This window comes from uncultured Draconibacterium sp., assembly GCF_913063105.1.
Lineage (GTDB): Bacteria > Bacteroidota > Bacteroidia > Bacteroidales > Prolixibacteraceae > Draconibacterium.
The window spans coordinates 251,681-276,265 of record NZ_CAJXYQ010000002.1; the positions used below are offsets into that span (position 1 = coordinate 251,681).

16 protein-coding genes are annotated in these 24,585 nt (G+C 41.6%); 14 read left to right on the forward strand and 2 right to left on the reverse strand.

Going from position 1 to position 24,585, the window contains the following annotated elements; translation table 11 throughout:
- The first annotated feature begins 278 nt into the window (after positions 1 to 278).
- The 5 genes from QZ574_RS02675 to QZ574_RS02695 all read left to right on the forward strand — a co-directional run bounded on the left by QZ574_RS02675 (position 279) and on the right by QZ574_RS02695 (position 9,451).
- On the forward strand, positions 279 to 3,383 hold the full coding sequence (locus QZ574_RS02675; protein ID WP_297086502.1) for a TonB-dependent receptor: 3,105 nt from the start codon (positions 279 to 281) through the stop codon (positions 3,381 to 3,383).
- Positions 3,384 to 3,416: 33 nt separating this feature from the next.
- Positions 3,417 to 5,339, forward strand: a complete 1,923-nt coding sequence (locus QZ574_RS02680) for a RagB/SusD family nutrient uptake outer membrane protein (RefSeq protein WP_297086503.1) — start codon at positions 3,417 to 3,419, stop codon at positions 5,337 to 5,339.
- A gap of 14 nt (positions 5,340 to 5,353) precedes the next feature.
- Positions 5,354 to 6,982: a hypothetical protein gene (locus QZ574_RS02685; protein ID WP_297086505.1), complete on the forward strand. Its 1,629-nt coding sequence runs from the start codon at positions 5,354 to 5,356 to the stop codon at positions 6,980 to 6,982.
- Positions 6,983 to 7,083: 101 nt separating this feature from the next.
- On the forward strand, positions 7,084 to 8,598 hold the full coding sequence (locus QZ574_RS02690; RefSeq protein WP_297086507.1) for an alpha-L-fucosidase: 1,515 nt from the start codon (positions 7,084 to 7,086) through the stop codon (positions 8,596 to 8,598).
- A 184-nt stretch (positions 8,599 to 8,782) separates the two neighbouring features.
- A complete protein-coding gene (locus QZ574_RS02695; protein ID WP_297086509.1) occupies positions 8,783 to 9,451 on the forward strand; it encodes a carboxypeptidase-like regulatory domain-containing protein in 669 nt (222 codons plus the stop codon).
- A 58-nt stretch (positions 9,452 to 9,509) separates the two neighbouring features.
- Here QZ574_RS02695 and QZ574_RS02700 read toward each other — a convergent pair whose 3' ends face one another.
- Positions 9,510 to 10,385, reverse strand: coding sequence for an AraC family transcriptional regulator (locus QZ574_RS02700; protein ID WP_297086511.1), 876 nt, complete (start codon positions 10,383 to 10,385; stop codon positions 9,510 to 9,512).
- Positions 10,386 to 10,521: 136 nt separating this feature from the next.
- Here QZ574_RS02700 and QZ574_RS02705 point away from each other — a divergent pair, with 136 nt between their 5' ends.
- From QZ574_RS02705 to QZ574_RS02725, 5 genes are all read left to right on the forward strand, one after another.
- The gene (locus QZ574_RS02705) at positions 10,522 to 12,021 is read left to right on the forward strand and encodes an alpha-L-fucosidase (RefSeq protein ID WP_297086513.1); all 1,500 of its coding nucleotides are present in this window, start codon (positions 10,522 to 10,524) and stop codon (positions 12,019 to 12,021) included.
- Between the two features lie 38 nt (positions 12,022 to 12,059).
- On the forward strand, positions 12,060 to 13,097 hold the full coding sequence (locus QZ574_RS02710; RefSeq protein ID WP_297086514.1) for a uroporphyrinogen decarboxylase family protein: 1,038 nt from the start codon (positions 12,060 to 12,062) through the stop codon (positions 13,095 to 13,097).
- 104 nt (positions 13,098 to 13,201) lie between these two features.
- Positions 13,202 to 14,269, forward strand: a complete 1,068-nt coding sequence (locus QZ574_RS02715; RefSeq protein ID WP_297086516.1) for an L-rhamnose/proton symporter RhaT — start codon at positions 13,202 to 13,204, stop codon at positions 14,267 to 14,269.
- Positions 14,270 to 14,378: 109 nt separating this feature from the next.
- A complete protein-coding gene (locus tag QZ574_RS02720; protein ID WP_297086518.1) occupies positions 14,379 to 14,933 on the forward strand; it encodes a TetR/AcrR family transcriptional regulator in 555 nt (184 codons plus the stop codon).
- Positions 14,934 to 15,068: 135 nt separating this feature from the next.
- Positions 15,069 to 15,929 carry an SDR family oxidoreductase gene (locus QZ574_RS02725; RefSeq protein WP_297086519.1) on the forward strand — a complete coding sequence of 287 codons (861 nt, stop codon included), beginning with the start codon at positions 15,069 to 15,071 and terminating at the stop codon, positions 15,927 to 15,929.
- A 134-nt stretch (positions 15,930 to 16,063) separates the two neighbouring features.
- Here the strand turns inward: QZ574_RS02725 and QZ574_RS02730 are convergent, their stop codons facing one another.
- On the reverse strand, positions 16,064 to 17,608 hold the full coding sequence (locus QZ574_RS02730; protein WP_297086521.1) for an alpha-L-fucosidase: 1,545 nt from the start codon (positions 17,606 to 17,608) through the stop codon (positions 16,064 to 16,066).
- Positions 17,609 to 17,891: 283 nt separating this feature from the next.
- Between QZ574_RS02730 and QZ574_RS02735 the strand changes: the two genes are divergently transcribed.
- From QZ574_RS02735 to QZ574_RS02750, 4 genes are all read left to right on the forward strand, one after another.
- A complete protein-coding gene (locus QZ574_RS02735; RefSeq protein WP_297086523.1) occupies positions 17,892 to 19,556 on the forward strand; it encodes a sulfatase-like hydrolase/transferase in 1,665 nt (554 codons plus the stop codon).
- A gap of 58 nt (positions 19,557 to 19,614) precedes the next feature.
- Positions 19,615 to 22,086 (forward strand): beta-galactosidase GalB, encoded by a 2,472-nt coding sequence (gene galB / locus QZ574_RS02740; RefSeq protein WP_297086525.1) that lies wholly within the window; start codon positions 19,615 to 19,617, stop codon positions 22,084 to 22,086.
- Positions 22,087 to 22,126: 40 nt separating this feature from the next.
- On the forward strand, positions 22,127 to 23,521 hold the full coding sequence (locus QZ574_RS02745; RefSeq protein WP_297086526.1) for a sulfatase-like hydrolase/transferase: 1,395 nt from the start codon (positions 22,127 to 22,129) through the stop codon (positions 23,519 to 23,521).
- Between the two features lie 167 nt (positions 23,522 to 23,688).
- On the forward strand, positions 23,689 to 24,543 hold the full coding sequence (locus QZ574_RS02750) for a family 16 glycosylhydrolase (protein WP_297086528.1): 855 nt from the start codon (positions 23,689 to 23,691) through the stop codon (positions 24,541 to 24,543).
- Positions 24,544 to 24,585 lie beyond the last annotated feature (42 nt).

The following is a 24,585-nucleotide window of genomic DNA, read 5'->3' on the forward strand; positions in this document are numbered from 1 at the left end:
TCTGTTTTTTAAGTACAAAGGCTTTGTTATTGTTTTCGATTACCGCTTAATACGAGTTTTTTTCATTAGGTTGATTTGGCATTTAGCAAAACAAATTGGTCAGGTAGCTTAAATCATCAATTGGGTTTACCCCCTGTATGCAAACAAGTTTACCCCCTGTGTGCTTAATTCCCCCCCTTATCGGTTACAATAATCCGACACAAATCACCCTCCCCGCAAATTAATTTTGATACCGGAAACGAAGCAAATTTTTTTAAAATGAACTAAAATCAATAATTATGAAAAGAACAGTTAATTGTTTTTGCAAGAAATTGCTGGTAACGGTATTGGCTGTATTGTCGTTTTGGAGCATGGCAATGGCTCAAAATCTGACAATAACCGGTACAGTTACAGGCGAGGATGGTGAACCTATTCCCGGAGCCAACATCGTTGTTAAAGGAACTACCAATGGTACGATTTCATCTGCTACCGGTAATTTCTCTATTAATGCTCCTGCTGATGGGACTCTTCAATTTTCGTTTATTGGTTACGAAACAAAAGAAGTTGCCATTGAAGGAAAAGACAAAATAGACGTTGAACTTGAACTGAGTTCAATTGGTATTGAGGAGGTTGTTGCTATTGGTTACGGTACAGTAAAGAAAAAAGAACTTACCGGTGCGGTTGCGCAGGTTAAGGCCGAGGAGGTTACCAAAGTATCTACTTCTGACCTGGGTACTGCTCTGCAAGGTAAAGTTGCGGGTGTAAGTGTTCAGGCAAGTTCCGGAGCACCTGGTGAGGCTGCCAACATCCAAATTCGTGGTATTGCAACCAGTTTTGAAGGGGCAAACAATAATCCGCTCTTTGTGGTTGACGGAATTCCATACGACGGAGATCCGGGGCTAAGCCCCGAGGAAATTCAGACTATTGACATTTTGAAAGATGCGGCATCAACAGCTGCCTACGGAACAAGGGGTGCAGCTGGTGTAATTTTAATTACTACAAAACAAGGCCAGGCAGGCGAAATGAAAGTGAGCTATCACGGATATTACGGTATACAAAACATTACCTCTGGTCTTCCTTTGGTAAATTTTGAGGATTACATGTACATTCAAACCTTATACAATGTAAACACAAACAGCACAAAATTTGAGAACGATTTTTGGCATACGCTGGTTAATTCCCCCCACTTAATGTCGAATAATAACAATATTATAGATGTTGTTACAGTAGATAATGCTCCTACGCAGAGTCATACCGTTCAGGTATCAGGAGGTAAAAATAATTTAACCACAAGTATGGTTTTAAATTATTTTACCCAGGATGGTACCTTAATAAATTCGAAATACGAAAGAACAAATGGTAGAATCAACCTTAACTACAAAAAAGATAAATTATCGGTTAGTGGTGGTTTTGGTTTTAGTATTGATGAAAAGAAAAATGCGCCGTGGGGAATTTTATATGATGCCTATAAATTTAATCCATACAGCAATTTAATAGACCCTAACAGCTTAACCTTTACAAGTGAGGGATCTGACAACGATTTGACCAACGCAAGTTACCTGGCTATTAAATTTGCCCAAACCGACGTTACTGATGGTAAAGCCTTTAATGCCAATACCCGTATTAACTACGAGCTGCTTAAAGGTCTTAATCTTACCTATACGCTGGGGGCAAATTACAGAAATACCTTCAGAGATTATGTTGTTCCGAAATTCACCCTGTATGATTCAGAGGGCGAATTAAGAACACAGGCAACACGTTCGCAGGTTCGTAATACTTCGGGTTATTCGTCGAAAATAACTTCAGAAATTGGTGCCAACTACACGAAAAAAATTAAAGGCCACAGGTTTAAGCTTCTTGGCGTTTATACCTACGAAAAATCAGACTATAACGAGCATACCGGAATTAAGTACGATTTGCTGAGTAACGATGTAACAACTTTAAATGGTGCCACATCAGACCCCAATGCGTATTCGGGGGATGGTACCTACAACCAGGACCGTACCACTGTTATAATGGGTATGTTAGGACGATTAACCTATGATTTCAAAGGACGTTACTTACTTACTGCAAGTTTAAGGCGTGATGCTTCATCAAGATTTGGTGCCGATAACCGCAGTGAATATTTCCCTGGCTTTTCTGCCGGATGGAACGTGTCGGACGAAGCGTTCTGGTCGGGAATGAAAAAATACATTGGTACTTTAAAACTCCGGGCTAGTTACGGTAAGGTGGGTAACGATAACTTTGGAGATTACTATTACTCATCGGGTATAACCATCAGTAAAGACTATTTATTTGGACCCGAAGAAAGTGAAACACTTGTAAATGGTGCCACACAAACGAGTTACGCTAACCCATACGTTCAGTGGGAAACCTCCATCTCATCAAACTTTGGTGCCGACCTGTATATGTTCGACAATAAAGTTCAGTTAACTGCTGAATATTATAATACCGAAAAAGAAGACATGCTTTTCCCATTACAGTTGCCAGCCTCGGCAGGTGCCGGTACCAGTGCCGATTCAAAGGTGCCTTACAATGTTGGTAACATGACTAATAAAGGGGTAGAGCTTGCTGCAACCTACCGTCACTCGGGTAAATTAAGCTGGAGTGTTAGTGGCGTGTTCACAAAAAACAAAAACGAGGTTACCACTATGCCCGAAGGCGTTGATATTTATTATTATTCGGATGGAAAACCGGTTTCCGATGGGCAGAACAACTACGTGGTTACTGCCCTGGCTAAAGGTTACGAAGCGGGTTCGTTTTTTATGCGACCAACTGCCGGACTTGTTGATTCGCAGGAGAAACTCGAAGCATTTCAGCAGTTGATGCCTACTGCAAAAATGGGCGACCTTATTTATGTTGATACCAATAACGATGGAGAACTGTCGGATGATGACCGTGTTTATAGCGGTAGCGGTATGCCGGAATGGGAAGCAGGTTTAAACTTTGATGTTGCCTACAAAGGCTTCGACTTTACCATGCAATGGTACGCTTCAATTGGTAACGAAATTATTAATGGTAGTAAACTGTACTCCAGTTTTAATATGGCGCACCAGGATATGGTTTACCAGTGGACACCCGAAAATCCAACTTCTGAAATTCCAATATTCAGAGGACGCGACCATATCAACTACGCATCGTATGCCGATATCTGGGTAGAAGATGGCTCGTTCTTACGTTTACGTAACGTTATATTAGGTTATACCTTACCCAAAAAACTCACCAAAAAAGCAAAGCTAAACAAGGTGCGCTTTTATGTGGCTGCTCAAAACCCGATTACCATTACCGAATATGATGGATACGATCCTGAGATTGGTAGCAATGGTCTTTCCAGAAGAGGTTTAGATGTTGGTAACTATCCTGTTGCAGCGCAATATCGTGGTGGTATTCAGGTAGATTTTTAATAGTTGGACAAGAAACTTAAAACGAAATTGAAAATGAAAAATAAAATAAAAGTTTTATTATCGGTTTTAGCAGGAATACTGATATTAAATTCCTGTAACGAAGATGAACTGGAACAGGTAAACCCTAATAAGGTGACCAGCGAGAGCTTTTGGGCAACCATGGACGATTGCGAACAGGGTGTAAACGCCATTTATAACGCATTTAAGTCGAAAAACTTAATGTTAATGCTGAAAGAAAACGAGCGTGCCGACATGGGACATAAACCGGCAAGTTGGGCCGATGGCGCAAACGCCTTCTATAAGAAAACATTTAACAATGCCGAAAACAATATTCAAAATAAATGGGCAGCGTTGTACGAAGGTGTTTTCAGAGCAAATCAGGCTATCGAGGGGTTAGAAAAATACAAATCGGAGACTACTAATCTTGATGAGGAAGCATGGAATGATTTATATGCGCAGGCGGTTTTTTTTCGCGGACTTTTTCATTACTACTTGTATTCTTCATTTAACGAGGGAAGTATTCCTATTCGTAATAAGGTGCCTAAAACAATGGCGGAGCAATACGTTGCTATTAGTCCGGCAGAAGAAGTATTTAACTTTTTTATGGAAGACTTGCAGTTTGCCTATACCGAAGGTTTTTTACCCGATGTATGGAATGCAGGAGATGAAGGAAAAATAACCAGGGGTGCTGTTGCAGCTGTTATCGGGCAGGCTTATTTATACGAAGGCGAATACAACCAGGCAATGGTATATTTAAAAGATGTTATCGATAACTATGGGTATGCCTTAACTGACGACCCGGCAGATAATGTTACTACTCATGCCGAATTTAATTCAGAATCTATTCTTGAAATAAATTACTCGTATAGCTTAAAACCGGAAGAGGCAGTAAACTCTGACGAAGGACTATCAGCAAAATATGTTGATGACATCAGCCCGGTTGAAGCACAGTGGGGAGGAGCAATGTTTCCGAGTTACTGGTTGCAACTGGCTTATAAGGAGGATCCTATGGATTCGACAGATGAGCGTAACCTGGCTCCGGTAATTGATATTCCAACAGGCGAAGTGTTAAAAGCTGCCGACGGAACCGATAGTATGGCCGTAAGAAAACATAACCTCAGGGCTTCGGCTTACATTTCGTTTGTTGACGACGAAGCTCAGCATTATTACCTTGACCGTCCGGCCTTTACCTGGAACTGGAATGTTGGAACAAAGGCTGCATTTAAATTTTTATCAAACTGTAACGAATTTCATTACGATGATCTGCCTAACGAAGAAACCTACAAGTCGGGTGTAAACTACCGCGTTATTCGTTTGGCTGATGTTTATCTGATGTATGCCGAGTGTTTGATTCAGGGCGGAAATAACGACGGTGGTGTTCAGGAAGCGTTGGCTTACATTAATAAAGTAAGGTATCGCTCGGCACTGCAGTTATTAGGTAACCCGGGCGAATTTGCGGGGTCAACTTACGATGGAAAATCCTATTCAGCACAAGATGTAATGAATCAGTTAATGTATGTTGAGCGCCCGTTAGAGATCTCTATTATGGGGCACGCAACACGTCACATCGACCTACGCCGCTGGGGTATTTACAAAGAGCGTTTTCAGGAACTGGCTGATAAAAGATATGCATCAGGCTCTTATCCTCCTGAAATTTGGTCGGATGTTGAGGTTGATGGCGTAATGAAACGTAAGTATTTGTTCCCCAATGCCAATCAGGGGCAACGTATTGTAAATCCTAACGGTGGTAATCCAATAATCCGCTGGGGATGTGTTATTTACGATGCTTCATATTTTGATAATGCTGTAGGTTGGGATCTTAAAGATTACAACACAAACAATTTCTTGTTCGAGTACGAAGAATCGGCTGCCAACTACATTGAGTCGGAGCATGCCTACTGGCCAATACCTTTGGTGGAAGAAACAACCAACCCTAATATTTACGGTAGTAACTAAAAAACTGAAACAAGATGAAAAAGATAAATTTTATATACCTGTTAATTTTGCTGGCAGCCTTTGTGAGCTGCGAGGAAGATTACGTAGCACCAAACAGCTTTTCAGATGTGTCGTGGTATTCGCCGCAACACCAAAGCCTCGACGAAAATTACCCCATTATTGGGCAGGGTCAGTATTATTCAATCTCCGATTTGTCGCAGGGCGAGCTTAGCCACCAGTGGGAATTACTTGATCCTAACATTTACTTCCTGGGAGGAACGCTGGTTAGAAACGATTCTACCCTTGAAGAAAAGATTATTGGTGGCGGTAATATTGGTGATATCTCGGAAGATAAAACCGTTCACCTCTATTTCCCTGAAGGTGGTATACAAAGTGTAAGACTTTACAACACTTTTGATGATACGGTAAGTTTTGTGGCCGAAGATACCGTACTTTACTCGTATTACGATGAGGCTTTGGGCGTTCACGTTTTCGACCATACCTTTACCGTTGATGTTTATTTCGATGTTGTAGCCGATTACCTGGTTTACGATCCCGATCTGAATGTAATTGATCTGGCATCGGCAACTGATACGCTTGTAATTACCATTGAAGCAGGGCAGGCCTTGCATTTTGCACAAAAAGTAGATTCTATTTACCACATTACCGATGTTACCTGGAATATTCCCGGAGGTTCGCCACAAACTTCGTTTGAAGATTCGGTTAAGGTTACTTTTTATGTGCCTGGCACTTATTCGAACCTAAGGTTTACAGCCAGCAGAAATGCTCAGAATATTCCATCGGGTAGCGATAGAGACACCATCCCTTTAAAGGTTGTTGTTGAGCCATCATCGGCGCCGTTTTTAGTGGCCGGTGTTACAAAAATTAATTCAAATTCAGTTCGTCTGCAGCTTTCAGGACAGGCAGCAGGTACATTATCAAAATCTGATTTTACGGTTACTGCACGCAATGCCGATAAAGGAGAAGATTTTGCCATTGGCGTGGCTTCTGTAAATATGATTGACGACAGAACCGCCCTGGAATTAACTTTTGCCGACCCTATTTACAGTAACGACGAAGTTATTATCGAATACAGCGGTTCGGAACTGATGTCGACCGATGGCCGTACCATTGAACCTGCTACAGTAACGCTTGATCCTATTGATCCTGAAAACCTGGTAACCGATCCTGGTTTTGAAAATGGAGCTGATACCTGGGTATCTCCTCCTGAATTTGATGGTGGCAGAGTAACCGATGCTGCAAACTACTCTACCGACATGCCTAAAGATGGTAGTTATAGCATGCACGCAATTAAAGCTGCCGGTGGCCAAACCGCTTTTGCTAATTCAAACGGATTTGTTTTGGAACAAGGAGTTACCTATACCTATTCTTATGATTATTATGGGGTAAGTAGCAGCAAACAAGGAGGTGCCTGGGAAGCTCGTATCTCTGAGCTGCTTGACAACGGACTTGTTAAGGAAGGTAAACTCTTTGGTGGTTGGACCGGATTAAATGGAATTAAAATAGGGGAATGGACTAAAAAAACAGCGACCCTTACAGGTGATGGTAAAACATATGCGATAGCAATGCTTATGTATGGAGCATCGTCAGCTGAAGTATATTACGATAACTTTAGCATTACGGTAAAAGACGATCGTCCGTAAAGGTTGAAAAGCAAGTCATATTAAGCGAACCGTACTGTCTGGTTCGCTTAATATGCTTCTTTATAGCTCTAAGACAGCTTTTCATTCCTAAAAAAACTAAAATGTACAAAACAAGTATAGTGCTGGTTTTGGTAGCTTTCTTATTTGCTGCCTGCCAATCATCAGCACCCAAAAAAGAGCTGCTCCAATTCGAACCCAATTGGGAATCGTTAAAAGAGTACCAAACGCCACAATGGTTTGCCGATGCCAAATTCGGAATATTTATTCATTGGGGGTCCTATTCTGTCCCGGCATATAAATCAGAATGGTATCCGCGTTTAATGTACCAGGATTCGGTGTTGTGGCACCAAACCGATCCGGAAAAATCAAGACCTGGTACAAACCCGGTATTTACCCATCACGTTAACACGTATGGCCATCCGTCGGAATTTGGATACAAAGACTTTATACCGCTGTTTAAAGCCGAAAACTTCGATCCACTGCAATGGATGGAGCTTTTTAAGCGAGCCGGTGCCCGCTACGTAATTCCGGTGGCCGAACATCATGATGCTTTTGCCATGTATAATTCTAAGGTAACACCCTGGAACTCGGTAAATATGGGGCCTAAACGCGATATCATTGCCGAATTGAAAAGCGCTGCCAAAGAGGCCGGATTGCATTTTGGCGTATCATCGCATTTTGCGTTTAACTGGGATTATTTTAATAAACAGGAACGTTTTGATACCTGGAACCCCGAGTACGAAGAACTATATGGACCTAAACACGAACCATATGCCCCCGTTAGCAAAGAGTTTATTGAGCTTTGGTGGCAACGTACCACCGACATTATCGATAATTATCAGCCTGAAATTCTTTGGTTCGATTTTTATATCGATCGCCCGGAGTTTGCGTCGTACCATCCAAAGTTGGCGGCCTATTATTACAATATGGGAATTGCAAGCGGACAGGAAGTGGTGTTGCAAAATAAAAATATGAATTACGAGTCGTTTCCGGAAGGAACAAACATGCTTGACATTGAGCGCGGAAAATTGGCCGATATCAGAAAAGATGTGTGGCAAACCGACACCTCAATTGGTAAAAACTCGTGGTGTTATACCGGTGGCTGGCAAAGCAAAACGGCCAATTCGTTAATTGATGATTTGGCCGACATTGTGAGCAAAAACGGTACAATGCTTTTAAATATCGGGCCAAAGGCCGATGGAACTATTCCACAGGATCAGGTAAATGTTTTAACCGAAATAGGCGACTGGCTGGCAGTGAACGGAGAAGCAATATATGAAACATATCCGTGGGACAAGTTTGGTGAAGGCCCAACCATTGTCGAAAAAGGACACCATTCCGAGGGGAATAATAAAGGCTTTACTGCCGAAGATGTTCGGTTTACCGCCAAAGAAAATGTGCTGTATGCCATTGTTTTGGATATACCTGACGATGGTAAGGTAGTGCTAAAATCGCTGGTAAACCATAAAACAATTAATGCAAAGACCATTAAATCGATAAAGTATTTGGGAGAATCGTTTACTCCCGAATGGCATATTGATGACAAGGGCTTAACCATTAAAACAAACGGCGAGTTGCTTGCGAAAAATGCACTTACAATAAAAATCTCATATTAGATAGTAAAAAATAGTTATTGATCAGGTAGATTAATAAGTTTAGTTAGAGTGTGTTAGGTGGAGCAATTGCGCTCCACCTAATTTTTAAAGATAAATGGTAAAGAAATTGGTAAACGCTGCCAAAATTTACAATAGAAATGGGAGACTTACTTCCCGAAATCTTAAAACAAAAAAATACTACATAATGGTAAAAACATTAATGCTTGTCTTTGCCCTTTTTGGCGCTATGCAAATAGATGCGCAGGAGCGAAATGTTTCAGGAAAAATAACCGCATTTAACACCTACCAACTGAAGGGGGCACATGTAAGTGCCAAAAAAGCAAAAACAGAAGTTTTTACTGATGCGGAAGGAAACTTTCAGATAAAATGTAAGCAAAAAGATGCCCTGAAAATACAGGCTAAAGGTTTTGAAACGCAGGTGTTAAAGCTGGACAATGAAAACGTTTTAAAAATTAATCTGATTTATATTGATAACGAATCAGCATTTAAAAGCGCAGTTGAAGTACAACATATTTCCGAATCGGATTTGGAATATGCCGTTGGAAACCTGATGAAAGAGAATAACGATTATTCGCGCTATAAAGATATTTATGAGATTATTCAAAGTGTTTCTCCCTTGGCAAGAGTGGTAAACGACGGTGGTTTTAACCGTATTTATTTTACTTCTCGCGGGCCAAACTCGTTTAATGCCGGCTCCCATGCCTTGCTGGTGGTTGATGGTATAATTACCGAAGATATTTCAACTGTTCTTCCTATACAGGTAGCCACAATCACGGTCCTTATTGGCACCGAGGCAGCTATGTATGGCGTGCGCGGAGGAAATGGCGTTATTGAAATTGAACGAAAATACTAAGCTTAGCCGCTGGTCAATTGGAAAAATAAAACCGTTAAAAGCGGAGGTGTGCCGCTTTTTATACCAGGCCTCCCATTTTTCGGTATCGGGCAGGTGTGCTGCCAGTATGTTTCTGAAAAACACGGTAAAAATAGGGTAGGTTGTTAAAGCCGGTTTTATCGCAAATCTCATTTAACGACATATTGGTAGTTAGCAGTAAAATCTGTGCTTTTTCAATGCGTTTGGTGTTAATATATTTAAGCGGAAGCAGGCCGGTGGTTCGTTTAAAAATCCGGGTAAAATGATCGTAAGAATAGTGTGCAATTTCAGCCAGCTTTTCTACCTTTATTTCCTGGCTCAGATTTGAATTGATGTACTGAAAAACTTTCCTGAAATCAGAGAATTGCTGAAAGTTTTTTTGTTCCACTTTAGTTTCAACTATAAAGCGCGAGAGCAGCTGCTTAAGTATCCCAATGGTTTCAAGGTACGATTTGCTTTCGCATTGAAACTCAACCGTTCCTTTCCAGTTTTCTTTTTCATAATCCTTAGGGTTGCTTTTTTTTAAGGCTTTATGTTGGTTTAACTCCACCAGCCTTTCGAATAAATGCTTGTCTAAAGGTAGCGCTTCAACCTCGTTTTTTATCGAAATAAAATCGTAAATGTTTAACCCGGTACTAAATGCGTTGGAAAAGTGCACATAATGTTGCTCTAAAAAATCGGTACAATGGTAGCTGCATTGCACAAAGCTGGGAATCAGGTACAAATGACCAGGTTTTAGCCGGTGCATGGTGTTATTGGGCAAAATATAACCTTCTCCACTTGTAATCAGGTAAATTCTCGAGAACGGACTCAAAACATTCGCATAGTTCCATTCTTGCCCAACATTAACATAGCCCACATTCATTAAGTTAACCTGTAATTCTGATAGTAAATTTGTAGGAAGTGTATTTTTCATCTCAAAAAAATGCTGTATAACAACCCTAAAATAGCAGAAAAGTCGGAAATGTATAATTATTCTGCGTTTTTTTGAAATAATAGCATTTGCTTTCCTTTTAATTTTGTAGATGAATAATCAAGCTAATTCAATTAAAATGAACCTAAAAAGTATTACTCTGCTGTTTATGGCATTTGCACTATTTGCCTGTCAGCCAAAATCCACAAAAAAAGCGCAAGAACCATTGGTATATAAATCTACCTGGGAGTCGTTACAACAGCACAAAACACCTGAATGGTTTTTAGATGCCAAATTCGGAATATACTGTCACTGGGGGCCTTACTCGGTTCCTGCACATAAAAACGAGTGGTATTCACATTGGATGTATGTGGAAGATCATCCAATACGTAAATACCACGAAGAAACTTACGGCCCATTAAACGAATTTGGCTATAAAGACTTTATACCCATGTTCACTGCCGAAAATTTTAATGCCGACGAGTGGGCAACATTATTTAAAAAAGCAGGCGCACAGTTTGCCGGGCCTGTTACTGAACATGCCGATGGGTTTGCCATGTGGGACAGTAAAATTACCAAATGGAATGCTGCCGCAATGGGGCCAAAACGCGATATTGTTGGCGAAATGGCCAAAGCTATTCGTAAGCAGGATATGAAATTTATTGCCACTTTTCATCACCAATGGAACTTTGGCTGGTACTCTACCTGGGACGAAAACACCGATGCATCAAACCCGGAATACGAAGAGTTGTATGGCCCAAAACTACCGGGGCCCGAAGCTTTTGAGTATCCTGACAGAGGCGAAACAAAATTTTACCCCGAAGAGAAATTTGTGAATTTCTGGTACAACAAAATCATTGAGGTAATACACAAATACGAACCCGATTTAATTTATTTTGATAACAAGCTTAATATTATTCCCGAGCAAAAAAGAACCGACTTTTTAAGCTACTATTATAATTATGCCGCCAAAAATAAGCAGGAAGTAGTGTGTACCTACAAATTTGAAGAAATGGCCAAAGGTGCTGCTGTTCTCGATTTGGAGCGCTCGCGAATGGCTGAGAAAAAAGATTTTCCGTGGCTAACCGACGATTCAATTGACTGGGGTACATGGTGCCATGTTTCAAACCCCGATTATAAATCGACCAACCGGCTTATTGATTTTTTGGTGGATGTGGTTAGTAAAAATGGTGGGGTATTGTTAAATATTACACCTACAGCACAGGGCGATATTCCACAACCGGTTCAAGAGCGCTTGCTGGAAATGGGACAATGGCTTAGCACCAATGGCGAAGCCATTTACGGAACCCGGCCCTGGAAAGTTTATGGTGAAGGCCCGGCTAAAGTTACCGAAGGGCACCTGAGCGAACATCAGAATAAAGATAATACAGAAGAAGATATACGCTTTACACAAAAAGATGGCGTGTTGTACGCCTTGCTTTTAGATGTGCCAAGTAAAGAAATTCAAATAAGGGCAATGGGAAAAAATGCGGCTTTACTCGATAAAAAAATTAAAAACATCGAGGTGCTTGGCAGCAACGAAAAAGTTTCGTGGGAAGTTACCGATGCTGCACTTAAAATCTCGAAACCAAAAGAAAAAACATCAGACCACTGCGTTGTTTTCAAGTTGAGCTTTTAGCGTATCTACACCATTTCCTGTATTTAAAAATGTAAGTTATGACACCAAAAGAAAGATTTTTTGCCACTATAAATAACCAGACGGTTGACCGGCCGGCAACCTGGCTCGGATTACCAACTCCCGATGCCATTCCGGGCTTACTGAACTACTTTCAGGTAGGCTCGGTTGCCGAGTTGAAAACAAAACTAAACGACGATGTTTGGCCGGTAATTGTACCTTATAACAACGAACCGTTTAATGATATTGGCTGCGCACTTGATTTTACCAAAGATGGTGAAGGGGGCTCGCAGGACGAGCGCACTTTAACGGCACCCGGATATTTTGAGAACATGACCGACCCGGCGGCTGTGGAACAATTTCCGTGGCCCGATCCAAAAGATTTTCTCGATGTGGATGAGGCAGCCCGCAGAGCAAAGGAAATTCCTGCCGATAAGCTTCGTATGGGTATAATGTGGTCGGCACATTTCCAGGATTCATGCTCGGCTTTTGGTATGGAAAACGCCCTGATAACCATGATGATGTACCCCGAAATGTACCAGGCCGTTATTAACCGGATAACCGATTTTTACCTGGAAGTGAACGAGCTGTTTTATGAAGCCACAAAAGGCCATTTGGATGCGGTGCTAATTGGTAACGATTTTGGTTCGCAATCAGCACTTATGGTTGACCCCGATTTGTTGCGGGCTTATGTTTTCGAAGGAACAAAAAAGTTGGTCGACCAGGCCAAAAGTTATGGTTTAACTGTCGTGCATCATTCATGCGGGTCAATATTTCCTATTATTGGCGATTTATTTGATATGGGAGTAGACGTGGTACACCCCATTCAGGCTTTGGCGGCCGATATGGATATTGAAACTTTACAGAAAAATTTTAAAAATAAAGGTGCATTTTGTGGCGGCGTCGATGCGCAGGAATTACTGGTAAACGGAACACCAGCGCAATTAAGCGCCGCGGTAGAGAGAATTAAACAGGTTTTTCCAACAGGATTAGTAATTTCGCCCAGCCACGAAGCTATTTTACCCGATATAAATCCGGCCAATATTGAAGCCATGTATGCTGCGGTGCATCGCAGCTAAAACCGGAAGGGTATAAACCGTCGCAAAAAAACGTTACAGTTTGGCTTTAACTAAATATTTAAACTAAAACTTGCGAATTCTTCGCGTAATTAAAACATAAAAATATGATTCAACCTAACCCAATTATAGGAACCGGACTACACGCTGTAGGAGGCGTTTCAGCTGCCAGTTGTTACATGCCTTTCGAGGGCATAAAAAAATGGTCGTGGGGTACCTTTTGGATTGTACAGGCCTTGTTTGCCTGGTGCATTATGCCATTGGTAATTGGTTATTTAACTGTCCCGAATTTATTCCAGGTATTAACAGAAGCTCCGTCTTCGGCTTTTTGGACTGCTTTTATTTTAGGAGCATGTTATGGTTTTGGCGGCTTGTCGTTTGGTTATGCCATTCGTAATATAGGTTATTCGTTAACCTATACTATTTCTATTGGTATCTCGGCTGTTTTAGGTACCGTAGTACCTCTTATTCTTAACGGAACAGTTGTACAGCAATTCTCTAAAACAGGCGGAGGAATAGTATTGGCCGGCATGGTGATTTCAATGCTTGGAGTTGGACTTTGCGGTCGTGCCGGTTTTTTGAAAGAAAAAAATATGGGCGAAAAACAGGCGGGAAGCAAACTCCGGTTCAATATGAAAAAAGGCCTGTTGCTTACTGTTATTGCCGGTTCGTTATCAGCCGTTTGGGGCATTTCTCTTGAGTTTGGCCAGCCTATTTCCGACATTGCCGCAAAATACGGAGCAGGTCATTTTGAAGGTAACGCCAAATTGATTGTTTCGTCGTTGGGCTGTTTGCTTACCAATTTAACCTGGTTTATTGTTGTAACCATAAAAGACGGCACTATAAAAAGCCTTTGGCAACGAAAAGAAGTGGGGAATAAACTGTTTTTCAGCAACTACGCGTTATCGGCGCTAGCCGGTTCGCTTTGGTACACACAATTCTTTTTCTACGGACTGGGACACGTTAAAATGGGAAGCTTCCAGTTTGCAAGCTGGGTGTTGCACATGAGTATGCTTATTTTCTTCAGTTACATTATTGGTGTGATAATGAAAGAATGGCGTGGTGTTAAACGCAAAACATATGTAACATTAATTATTGCTCTTATTGTTTTGGTTGGCTCGTTTGTTTTAATGAGTTATGGCAGCTACATCGGAGAAATGGTTAACGGACATTAAAACTTAAAACAATAAACTCATAGATAAATTCCATTGTGTATAAAAATTACCAATGGAATTTTTTTGTGTAATTGTTTGGAATGATTGTTCCAAAGAGTAGTTTTGTAAGGTGAATAAAAAGGAAGAAATATTACAGGCGGCTTTAAAGCTTTTAATTGCAAACGGAGTGCATGCCACGCCTATGTCGGCAATTGCGAAAGCGGCAAATACCGGAATGGGAACCATTTATAACTATTTCGGAAACAAAGAGGAATTAATCAATGCTATTTATGTAAAAATAAAACAGCAGGAAGAAAAGGTATTTGCCAAGGTTGACACCAGGTTGCCCGTTAAAACACAGTTTGAGGCATATTATCGTGCATCACTCCATTTTTTTATTGCAAACCCGCTGGCTTTCAAATTTATGATACAATTACACCCTTCGCCTATAATTACCGAGGAAAGTCGAAATGTTGGTAAGGCTTCGCTGGGAAAAGTGTTCGATTTATTAAAAAAAGGACAGCAGGAAAGAATTATTAAAACAATTAATACCAGTGAGTTATTGCAATTTGTGGGAGGAACATTAACCACGTATTTAAACTGGCATTTTAGCAGCAAACAAAAAGAGATAAACGAACGCATTGAAAATCAGCTGAAAATGGTTTGGGATGCGATAAAAGAATAAATTTTTTAAAATAAATTGGAATGATTATTCCAAAAAGGAAAACAAAATAGGTAACATGATGGTATTCGCAGCACTTCAGGTTAAGATTTAGTAAGTGAATTCTGCTGTTGCTTATAATTAAACAATTTTTAGATAATGAAAACAAATGTATTGATTACCGGTACATCAACCGGAGTTGGTTTTGAAAGTGCCCTGTTATTTGCAAAAAACGGTTTCAAAGTTTATGCTAGTATGCGCAACCTGAAAAAAGCCGGACCGTTAAAACAGCAGATCGAAGAAGAGAACCTGGATATTAAACTGTTGGAGCTGGATGTTGTAGATCCGGCATCCATTGAAAAAGCAGTGAAAACCATTATTGCAAACGATGGTAAAATTGATGTGCTGATTAACAATGCCGGTGCCGGAATGGCCAAGCCAAGCGAACAGGCAAGTAAAGCCGAAATTAATTGGGTAACAGATGTTAATTACCACGGAGTTGTATATTGTACCAACGCCGTTTTACCCTTTATGCGCGAGCGTAAACAAGGAAAAATTATAAACATTACCTCGGTAGGAGGATTGGTGGGACAGCCCTTCAACGAATTGTACTGTGCTGCAAAATTTGCGGTAGAAGGCTACACTGAAGCATTGGCGTCATATGTGGGCAAAAACTTTAATATCGACTTTACCTGTATAGAACCAGGTGGAATTGCCACCGAGTTTACAAATTCGGCAGTAGCAGCCACAATGGTTGACGGGCAATTGGCTACGGGCGAGTACCTGCCTATTTTTGAGAAATACCTGGGGGGCGTCCAGCAACGCGCCGAAGAAGAGGAGGTTCAGCTTTATCAAACAGGCCTTGAAGTTGCCGAAGTTGTTTTAAAGGTGGCCAAAAATGAGAACCCACCCTTACGAATCCGCACATCAGCCTGGGCAGAAAACCTCTGCCAGCTTAAAACAGCTGCCGACCCTGATGGTACTAAGCTTGTAAACCAGGTGTTTAGTCAGTTTTTATAATGGTTTATATCTTAAAGGTAATCAGTTAAAAACTATTGAATCTGTTAAACGTAAAAGCACCCGACCAACCGAAGTTGACGGGTGCTTTTTGTCAAAATTAACTAATCAAACCTATTACTTATAATTATGCTTTATTAACCGTCTTCGCCACCAATACCACGTTCTTTATAACCTTCAAGGGTAATTTTAAAGCAGTGTGCATATTCGGTTGGATAATTTTTAGGAGCCGTAATAATTAAGCCTTTGTCGGTGCGTTCCCAAACAATAGTTTCATTGCTACCAAGTAACTCAATATTTTCAATAGGGTTATTTAATGCTCCAATTTGTGTGCTTAAAGTGTTTATCTGTATTTCTTTTTCCGGATCACCCATCACAATGGCATACAATTCAGTATCCGATTTTTTGGTAAAGCGAATGTCTTTGTTGGTATATTCAATTTTCCCTTTTTCCTCGATTTTATGCCCGCCGGATGCAATACGTGTAGGACCTTCTCCAAATACAGTCCATGGACGGGTTCCGTAAATGGCATCGCCGTTTACCTTTAGCCAGGCACCCATTTCTGCCAGCAGGTATTTCATTTCTTCCGGAATCGATCCGTCAGGATCCGGAGGAACGTTAAGCAACATGCAACCGTTTTTAGACACTATATCTACTAAAATATCCACCAGTTCGTTAGGCGTTACAAATTTGGCATTCGAGCGGTAAAACCAGGCACCGGGCGAGGTGTCGGTTAACCAGGCCTGTTTCTTGGGCTGGTTGGGGCGGCCACGCTCGTAATCGCGAATGGCAACTTCTTCAGGGAAAGTCGTTTCTTTAAAACAAACGGCAACATCTTTTCCCCATTCTATTCCTTTATTATAGTAGTAAGCTAAAAATTTCTTGCGATCAGCTTCCGGCAGATTTTCCAGCCACCAGTCGAACCACAACAGGTCGGGCTGGTAAACATCGATAAATTCTTTTAGTTTAGCCCACCATTCTTCCATAAACCGTTCTGAAACTTCAGTTGATTCCACATCATGAGGCTCAGTGTATAAATCGTAATCTTCCGGATTTACTGTAAAATAGGCGTGAGCCGGTGCAAAGTATTTCCATGTAAATGCGTGGTGAAATGAGCCCATATATTTCAGGCCTTTTTCTTCAATCGTTTTTTTCAGTTCTGCCGAAACGTCAACACCACCATAATTTACCGAGTTCCACCGGGTTGTCTTGCTGTCCCACATGGCAAAGTTGTCGTGGTGCATGGCTACCGGACCGGCAAATTTTGCCCCGGATGCTGCAAATAAATCGGCCCATTCCTGTGCGTTAAAGCCTGTTGGTTTAAACTGATTAATTAAATGGATGTAATCATATTCGGCCGGGTCGCCATATTGTTCAACATGATGTTTAAAATTCGATGTTTCTTTTTGCCACATACGCATGCCATGCCAGCCTTGCATCCGGTCATTTTCATCCATATTTATAAAGGCATTTGAAACGGGTCCCCAGTGGGCATAAATACCGAACTTGGCATCTAAAAACCAATCCGGAGTAACATTAGCTTTCGCCAATGATTCCCAGTTTTCTTCAAATTTTTGATTGCAGCAAGAGGTTTCAACTTTGTTTTCAGGTGAGTTTGTATTGCATGCTTGAAGTAGTAATAAAATTGCACTGATAATAAGTGGCAGACTGATGGTTTTCATTAAAAAATATTTTCAGGTTTCAGATGAATACAAAGCTAAGGGCTGGCCTTAAATCTTTAGGGAGGTTATTTGCCTAAAATTAGGGGACAAATTTTTTAAGCTGATTCTGTTGTGTTCAGTTTTTTCCACAACAGAGAACAGTTACAAGTTTGGCGATGAACACCTTTAAACCAGACCTAATGAGTTTCAATAAAAAAATTGACCACCTTAAATATGAAATTTTACCCCTGACAGGCTTGAACAATACGCAGTACTTTTGTTGTGTAAACTTTAAGCCAATAAAATGAAGTTTTTAAAACTTTTATCTACACTAATTATAATCATCGTCTTAAAAAATGTTGCGGTTGCACAAACCAACTTTGTATTTGTTTTAACCGACGATCACCGATACGATTTGTTGGGTTGCACCGGAAACAACCTTATAAAAACTCCACATATTGATAAACTGGCCAATGACGGTGTGCTTTTTACCAATGCCCACATAACCAGTGCCATTTGCACACCAAGCCGGGTATCCATGTTTTTAAGTCAGTTTGAACGAAAGCATGGCATAAATTTTAACTCTGGTACAAGCATGTCTGATGAGGCCTGGGAAAAATCATATCCTGTGGTAATGCGTAAAAATGGCTACTACACCGGTTATATCGGGAAAAACCATGCCCCAATTGGCGATGGTGGTTACGGAAGCGGAGTAATGGAAGAATCGTTTGATTACTGGTATGCCGGACACGGACATTTGAGTTTTTATCCCAAAAACAGGCATAAAATTTTTAAGGGAGCAAAAAACGATACCCAGGTGGAGGTAATGAATGAAGGGGTTGATGATTTTTTTAGCAACGAATATCGATTGGAAGGGGCAAAACATTTTCTGGAAAACCGACCCGATGACCAACCCTTTTGTTTGAGTATTTGTTTTAACCTGCCTCACGGTGCTAGTACCAGCACCATGAAATTGCTGCCTACCGACTCCTCGCTGTATCGTACAGCTTATCGCGATGTTGAAATACCAATGCCTGAAAATTACATCACTAAAGCCGATATCAAATCACCAAAATTACCTGCTGAGATACATTTTGCCAACGAGCGCCAGGAGGGCTACAACTATGTGGATACACCGGAAACCTTAAAAGAACGAATGATCCGGAATTACCAGGCAGTTACCGGCATTGACGGTTTAATAGGAAGTCTGCGAAAAACATTGGCACAAAATGGCCTCGATGAAAATACGATAATCATTTTTACATCAGACCATGGTATTTTTTGGGGCGAACACGGACTTGGCGGAAAAGCCTTGTGTTACGAGGTGTGCACTCATGTGCCAATGATTATTTATAACCCAATGGCACCGGGTAAGGCAAAAGGTGTTATTTCAGACCAACTGGTTCAAACCATCGATATTGCCCCAACCATGCTCGAGTATGCGGGTATCGAAAAACCGGAAGCATTTCAGGGGAAAAGTTTAGCTGCCCTTGTTGATGGGCACACCGAAACGGTACGCGATTACCTTTTCACCGAAAACCTTTGGTCAACCCAGTTTGGAAATCCACGCTGCGAGTCGGTTCAGAATAAAGAATGGAAATACATACGATACTATAAGAATGAGAACCTGAAAGCTTCTGTAAAAATTAAGGCTGCCCAAATGCTCGGTATGAAAGTTAATGACATGCTTTATGCTCAGCACGATCCGGATATTGCGCAATACAGAGCATTTGTTGAAGCTCCTTTAAACGGCGAAAACGCAGTTTACGAAGAACTTTATAACCTTAAAAACGACCCGAACGAACAAATAAACCTGGCCGCGGATGAAAAATACAACTTGGTGTTGAATGAATTAAGAGCAGCCTGGAAAAAAGAAATTAAATACGCACGAGGCGAAGGTGCACCAAAAGTGCTGCGCTACACAAAAGATTATTCCTTGGAAAAAGGAGGCCCGGTATCGCACGAATAGGGGGCGGTAATTGAGCCCATTGGTCCGGTTTTAACGCTTAAATTAAAGAACCTAAAATATGAACATCAGAAACACTTTTTTACTACTTCTTGGTTTTGCTATCCTGGCGTCGTGCCAGGTGGAACAACCACACATTGCCGACCAAAATTTTAATGCCGATTGGCTATTTTATAAAGGCGATGCCGAAGGCGCTGAAGCAACAGCTTTCCCTGATGCTGAATGGCGCAAGCTCGATTTACCTCATGATTGGGCTATTGAAGGTCCGTTTGACGGCGTAAAAAACAATGCCCGCACCGGAGGTTTGCCGGTTCACGGAACGGGCTGGTACCGCAAACATTTTACTGTTGAAAAAGCCATGCAGGGCAAACAGGTTTCCATTGAGTTTGATGGGGCAATGGATGATGCCCATGTGTGGCTAAATGGCCAACAGGTGGGTAACAGGCCTTATGGTTATATTGGATTCGAGCTGGATTTAACACCCTACATAAAATTTGGCGAAGAAAATGTTTTGGCGGTGCGTTTGCAACCACAAGACCTTGCCATGCGCTGGTATCCCGGAGCAGGAATCTACCGCAATGTTCGAATAAAATATAATAATCCCGTTCATATTCCGCAGTGGGGAACTTTTGTTACCACCCCCGAAATATCGGCAGAAAAAGCTGTGGTGAAAATTAGAACTACTGTAAAAAATGCCGGGCAAACCAGCCAGGTAACGCTAAAAACCAGTTTAAAAGACAAAAATGGTGCAGAAGTGGCAAGTGCAGCTGAAGAGGTTAACATATCAGGCGAAAAGCTTGCAGAAACCGAACAGGTTCTGGAAGTGGCAAACCCGGAACTTTGGGAGTTGGAAACGCCAACTTTATACAAGGTTGTTTCAGAAATAATTCAAAACGGGAATGTGCTGGATGTTTATGAAACTCCCTTTGGCATTCGCACCATTGAATTTACGCCAAACGATGGATTTCTGTTAAACGGCAAGCGGGTTCTGCTAAAAGGTGTTTGTATGCATCACGACCTTGGTGCACTTGGTTCGGCTTTTAACTACCGTGCACGCGAGCGCCAGATGGAAATAATGAAAAGTATGGGGGTAAATGCCCTGCGCACAAGCCACAATCCGCCGGAGCCCGAGTGGTTGGAAATTTGCGATAAAATGGGAATTTTGGTACAGGTTGAAGCTTTCGACGAATGGAAAAAGGGAAAGGTAATAAATGGCTACAACCAGTATTTTGATGAGTGGCACGAGCCGGATTTACGCGATATGGTCCGTCGCGACCGCAATCATCCATCGGTGATAATGTGGAGCCTCGGTAATGAAATTCTGGAACAGGGTGTGGCTGATGGCTGGCAACTTACCAAACACCTGAACAATATTGTAAAAGATGAAGATACCACGCGGCCCACAACCGCAGGATTTAATTACTATCCGGCACCTTTTAAAAACAAGTTGGCTTTTGAAATCGATGTGGTGGGAATGAACTACTGGCCCATTGAGTACAAAGAAATCAAAGAGAAATATCCGGATATGATTGTTTACGGTTCGGAAACTTCATCGCAAACCAGTAGCCGGGGCGTTTATCATTTGCCTATCGACCCCTTGCCACAGCGCCACACCGGGCATGTTAGCAGTTACGATGTAATTGTTGGTCCGCCTTGGGCTTACCCACCTGATGCCGAATGGGATGCACTGGAAGCTGAACCTGCGGCTTTGGGAGAGTTCATCTGGACAGGTTTTGATTACCTGGGAGAACCAACTCCTTATGGTGGCCGCGATAATTCAACCCATGGCTATTGGAACGACGATTGGCCATCGCGCTCGTCGTATTTCGCACCGGTTGACTTGTGCGGTTTCCCAAAAGATCGCTATTATCTGTACCAAAGCCAGTGGACCGAAGAGCCCATGGTGCATGTGTTGCCGCATTGGAACTGGAATGGAATGGAAGGTCAAAACATACCGGTTTTTGCTTACACCAACTGCGAAGAGGTAGAGTTGTTTGTGAACGGAAAATCGTATGGTAAAAAAGTAAAAGGGAAAGATTTAACAGAAATTCCTGCAGAGTTTCATTCATACCCAAAAGGAACGTACAAAACAAAATACCGCCTCTCGTGGGAAGTGCCGTACCAACCCGGGGTGCTAAAAGTTATTGCCTATAAAAATGGAGAGGCTACCATTCAAAAGGAAATAGAAACAGCAGGTAAACCGGCAAAAGTGTTGGTTGAAGCCGACAGAAACGAAATTTCAGCTGATGGTTCAGACCTATCGTTCTTAACGGTAAAGTTAACCGACGAGAACGGTAACTTGTGCCCCTTATCCGATAATCTGATTGAATTTGAAATTACCGGTGCCGGAACCTTAGTTGGCGTTTGTAACGGCAATCAGCGCGATCTGTCATCATTTCAGGAGCCTCGCCAGCAAGCCTTTAATGGTTTGTGCCAGGCAATTATTAAAAGTTCCAACGAACCCGGGGAGATTATCGTAAAAGTTAGCTCCGAAGGATTGGAAAATACCGAAATAAAACTAACAACAAAATAGACGCTGAGAGCCTGGAGCTCGTGGCCAGAAACTAAAAAATATGAAATCGAAAACACTAACATTAATTCTTGCACTATGTTGTGCCATCAGCGTTTTTGCCAAAGAACGACCTAATGTGCTAATCATTATTTCCGACGACCAGGGGTGGGGAGATGTGGGCTTTAACGGTTGTACCGATATTCCAACACCAAACCTCGATAAACTGGCAGAAGAAGGGGTAAGCTTTCAGGCTGGATATGCCTCACATCCTTATTGCAGTCCTAGCCGCGCAGGCTTGCTTTCGGGCCGTTATCAGCAACGTTTCGGGCACGAAAATAACACACCTTACGACCACGGTGATCCTGAAGCAGGATTGCCGGTTGATGAATTAATGATTTCGGAATTACTGCACGAAAACGGTTACCAAACCTGTGCCATCGGAAAGTGGCATTTGGGCGATTACGAGAAATTCTGGCCAAACGAACGCGGTTTTGACGATTGGTTTGGATTTTTTGGTGGCGGATACAATTACTGGGGAAATCCGGATAAAGATCCCAATCACAAAATTATGCGAAACGGACAAGCTGTTAAACCGGAGGAAATAACCTATTTAACCGATGATTTTACACGGGAAGCGGTTAATTATATCGACTCTTATGCTAAAAATGACAAACCGTTTTTTATGTACCTGGCTTATAATGCACCACATGCGCCAATTCAGGCAACACGCGAGTATTTGGATATGATGGAACATGCCGAGTTTGGCGACCGTGCAGCTTATGGTGCAATGGTAGCTGGCATGGATGTAGGAATTGGGAAAGTAATTGAAAAATTAAAAGAAACAGGCGAATACGAAAATACGCTGATTTTCTTTTACAGCGATAACGGAGGCCATGGTATGGGCTCCAGAAGCCTGCCTTTCCGTGGCAATAAAGGCAAATTATTTGAAGGCGGAATTCGTGTGCCATTTTTGGCGTGCTGGCCAAAAGGAATTAATGGCGGCAACCGCTACCTGAATTCCATTTCGGCGCTGGATATTTATCCTACAATTCTGGCCGCTACCGGTATTGAATATCCTGAGAAAAAACTGGATGGAGTTAACCTGTTGCCATTTGTAAATGGCGAGAACAAAGGAAAACCACACGATGTAATTTTCTGGCGTTATTCTGATGGGGCCGGATATGCGGTACAAAAAGGCGATTACAAAATTGTTAACTCGGCATTTAAAAAGAATCGCATCTACCTTTTTAACCTAAAGGAAGATCCTTATGAAATGAATGATCTGGCCGAACAAATGCCCGAAAAACTGGCTGAGCTGCAGGCCGATTACGAGCAGTGGACAAAAGGAACTGTTCCGGCAAAATGGCACGATCCACACATTGATAATGTGGAAAACGATGTAGAAAAACGAGAGAAATACATTCGTGCGGCATGTGCCGGCGAAAAAAAGAAATAATGCAGCAACAGATAAAAATACGCGAATAAATAATTGGCACTTTAAAAAGTGGAGTAAAAGAAGTCTGTTGCCCGTAAACACGGTGTGGCAGATTTCTTATTTTCTTGATTATTAAAATAATAACCTGGCTTTCCGCTTGTTCGGAAGCCATTTTAAAAATCTAAACCATGAATAAAATAACATTACTGTTTACCTTGCTTTTGCTGACAACCTTTGCTGCCAGTGCCCAACCACCCAAAGCGCCCAAAGGTTACAAATGGGTAAAAAATGAAAAGTTCTCCGACGAATTTAACGGCGATAAACTGGATAAAACCAAGTGGTACGACCGCTCGCCCTATTGGGTGCATGGTCGTCCACCGGCAACCTTCCGTGCACGTACGGTTTCTGTAAAAGATGGTTTTCTGCAAATAAAAAACGATATTTTGCGCAAAGAAGACAAGGAAAAACAAGATAAGTACAATATCGTTGGCGGAGCAGTGGCTTCGGTGGCTAAAGATGCTCATTATGGCTACTACGAATCACGAATAAAAGCTTCCGGAATTTCCATGTCTACCACATTTTGGTTTAAAAATAAAGCCAAAAAGAATGACCCGAAAGGAATTCATCAAGAGCTTGATATTGCCGAGTTGGTAGGGATGCAGAAATTGAAAAATGATTTCAGAAATATTCTACATTCAAATACTCACTTTATTCATAACGATGAAAATGGTAAGCATAAGTATATTTCTTCCGGAGGAACCTGCCCGATTGTACCGGCAGCAAACGAAGCCTTTCATATTTATGGCTGCTGGTGGGAAGATGCCAATAATATTCACATTTACCTGGATGGTGAATTTAAATTTACCATGCATCCTGATACCACTTATTCAAAAACACCATTCGATACTCCAATGTATATGCACCTTGTAACCGAAACCTACAATTGGGAAGAACCACCAACGGAGGAGGAGCTGCTTAACGACCAGATAAATACATCGTATTACGATTGGGTACGAGCGTATAAACTTGTAAAAGAAGATTAACAGCCTTTCCCTGGCTGGCTAAAAATAGCAAGACACAGAAAA